Origin of the sequence: Frankia sp. KB5 (assembly GCF_002099325.1) — a bacterium.
In the GTDB taxonomy this organism is placed as follows: domain Bacteria; phylum Actinomycetota; class Actinomycetes; order Frankiales; family Frankiaceae; genus Frankia; species Frankia casuarinae.
Window position 1 is genome coordinate 1 of sequence record NZ_MRUJ01000376.1, and the last position, 2094, is coordinate 2094.

Genomic DNA, 2094 nt, shown 5'->3' on the forward strand with positions numbered 1-2094 from the left:
CGGCCACTGTGTCCCCCGCGGCCACTGTGTCCCCCGCGGCCACTGTGTCCCCCGCGGCCACTGTGTCCCCCGCGGCCACTGTGTCCGCTGTGTCCGGATCGACGAGGATGAAGGACGGCACGAGGTGCGCGTCGTGCTCGCCGACGTCGACGGTGAACGAGCGCAGCGCGCCGTTCGCGCCACCCGCGCCACCCGCGCCGTTCGCGCCGTTCGTGCCATCGGGCAGGACGAGCGTGTTCCCCCAGCCGAGTAGCTCGCCGAGAACGAAACGCACCCAGGCCGCCTGGCCGCCGACGGGATCGTCCAGCCAGGCGGTGTGCTCCCGGCGCAGGCGTTCCCGGGTCTTCTTCTCCAGCGGGTCGAGCGTCGGCCAGACCCGCCGGAGCACGGGCAGGCTGAGGAACGGCCCGCTGACCTCGATGAGGCTCAGCCATTCGCGGTGCTGCGCGGAGCCGTCCGGCGCGGGCGGCCGGCGCCGACCGCCACCGCCACCGCTGCCGCTGCCGCGACCTCCGGGGATGCCCCGGCCCCGCGTGGTGGCACCCACGGTACTCATCGCGCCTCCTCCGCTGCCGGCACGACCAGGACGACCGCGACGGGGAACTGGTGCTGCCTCGGGTCACGGTATCGCTGCGCGATCACGTCGAGCTCCCGTCGCCGTTCCTGGTCGAGCCGGTCGAGCCGGTCCTGCCACGCCTGCCGGTCCTTGCGGTACTGGGCCAGCTCCTCGCGGCTCCTGGCGATCTCGAACCGGCTGAACAGGGCGTCCTCGTCGTTCTCCGGATCCTCGATCGCACCGCGCAGCGTCGCGGCGAACTGATCGAGGATAGTGGTGATCCGATTCTCCTCGGCGGCCCGGCGCTGGCCGAGAAGGCGGGTCAGCGACTCCTGGCGGGTCCTCGTCCGCCACTCCAGGGCGGAGAGCACCCCGGGCCGCACCGCCGGCCAGCGCTCGACGAGCCGCTCCCGCGTCTCCCCGGAGACGGGCCGGCCGGCGGCGAGCGCGGTACCGACGAGATCGCCGAGGACCGTCAGGTTCTCCAGGCGGCGGAACCGCCCGGTCGCCGGCGCCCAGCCGCCCGCGTACAGGACCTCCTCGTGCAGCCGGACGCCGTCCGCGCCCACCAGCACGAACCGGGAGAACGCGCCGATCAGCACCTCCTCGCAGCGCGGATCGTCCGAGCGCACGGCGGTGACGCGGTGCAGCCCGACGTCGGCGTTGGAGACGGCGCCCCGCAGCAGCCTTGTCGACATGTCGACGAGGCGGTGGCCGAGGTGCGCGAGCACGACGTCGTCGCGGTCCTTTGCCATGGCCGGGTCGAAGGTGATCGGCCGCTGGCGCGGCGGCGTGCCCGGGGGAAGGTCCTCACGGCGCAGCTTCTCGGTGAGTCCCGCGGAGGCGCGCTGCCACGAGCCGGTGAGCGTCGGCACCGTGAACAGTCCCTCGGCGTGCTCCTTCTCGTCGACGTACGGGGTGAGTGCCTGTTGGCGGGCGAGGCTCAGTGCCGTGCCGACGACGCGGCGCACCGCCGCCGGGGTGATGCCGAGCTCGCGGACCGTGTCGTCGAGGTTCGCCCGCAGCCGGCGCACCTGCTCGCGCACGTTCTCCGCGACCGGGACGGTGCCTCCGGCGGCCACGGAGCCGCCCGGACCGACGTCGAGGTCGTCGGGACCGAGGTCGATCCGCTCCCCCAGCATCCGACGCTGCACCCGATCGGAGAGCACCGCGTTGACCGACCCGAGGTCGGCCTTCATCTGCGCGACCTTCTTCACCACCCGCGACAGGAACTCCAGGTCGGCCTCAAAGGAATCGACGCTGCCCGACCAGCCGGAGCCGACGAAGTGCCGGATCTCCGGGGAACGGCGCTGCCCGTACCGGTCGATGCGGCCGATCCGCTGCTCCAGCTTGTTCGGGTTGAACGGGATGTCGTAGTTGACCAGCCGATGGCAGTGATTCTGCAGGTCGATGCCCTCACTCGCCGCATCGGTGGCGAGCAGGACCCGCATCGGATGTTCGCTCGGTTCGGCCTGGAAGGCGAGCCGCAGCTGCTCGCGCTCGTCAACGGACAGCCCGCCGTGCAACAGGCCGAGCCG

Annotated in this window: 1 protein-coding gene and 1 pseudogene; both read right to left on the reverse strand. The window is 72.7% G+C overall.

Annotation, left to right across the window (positions count from 1 at the left end):
• A pseudogene (locus KBI5_RS24540) lies at positions 1-556 on the reverse strand (hypothetical protein); the annotation flags it as partial.
• Positions 553-2094: helicase-related protein (locus KBI5_RS24545; RefSeq protein WP_198537969.1), on the reverse strand; the 1542-nt coding region annotated here is incomplete at its 5' end. The gene KBI5_RS24545 and the pseudogene KBI5_RS24540, both read right to left, overlap by 4 nt.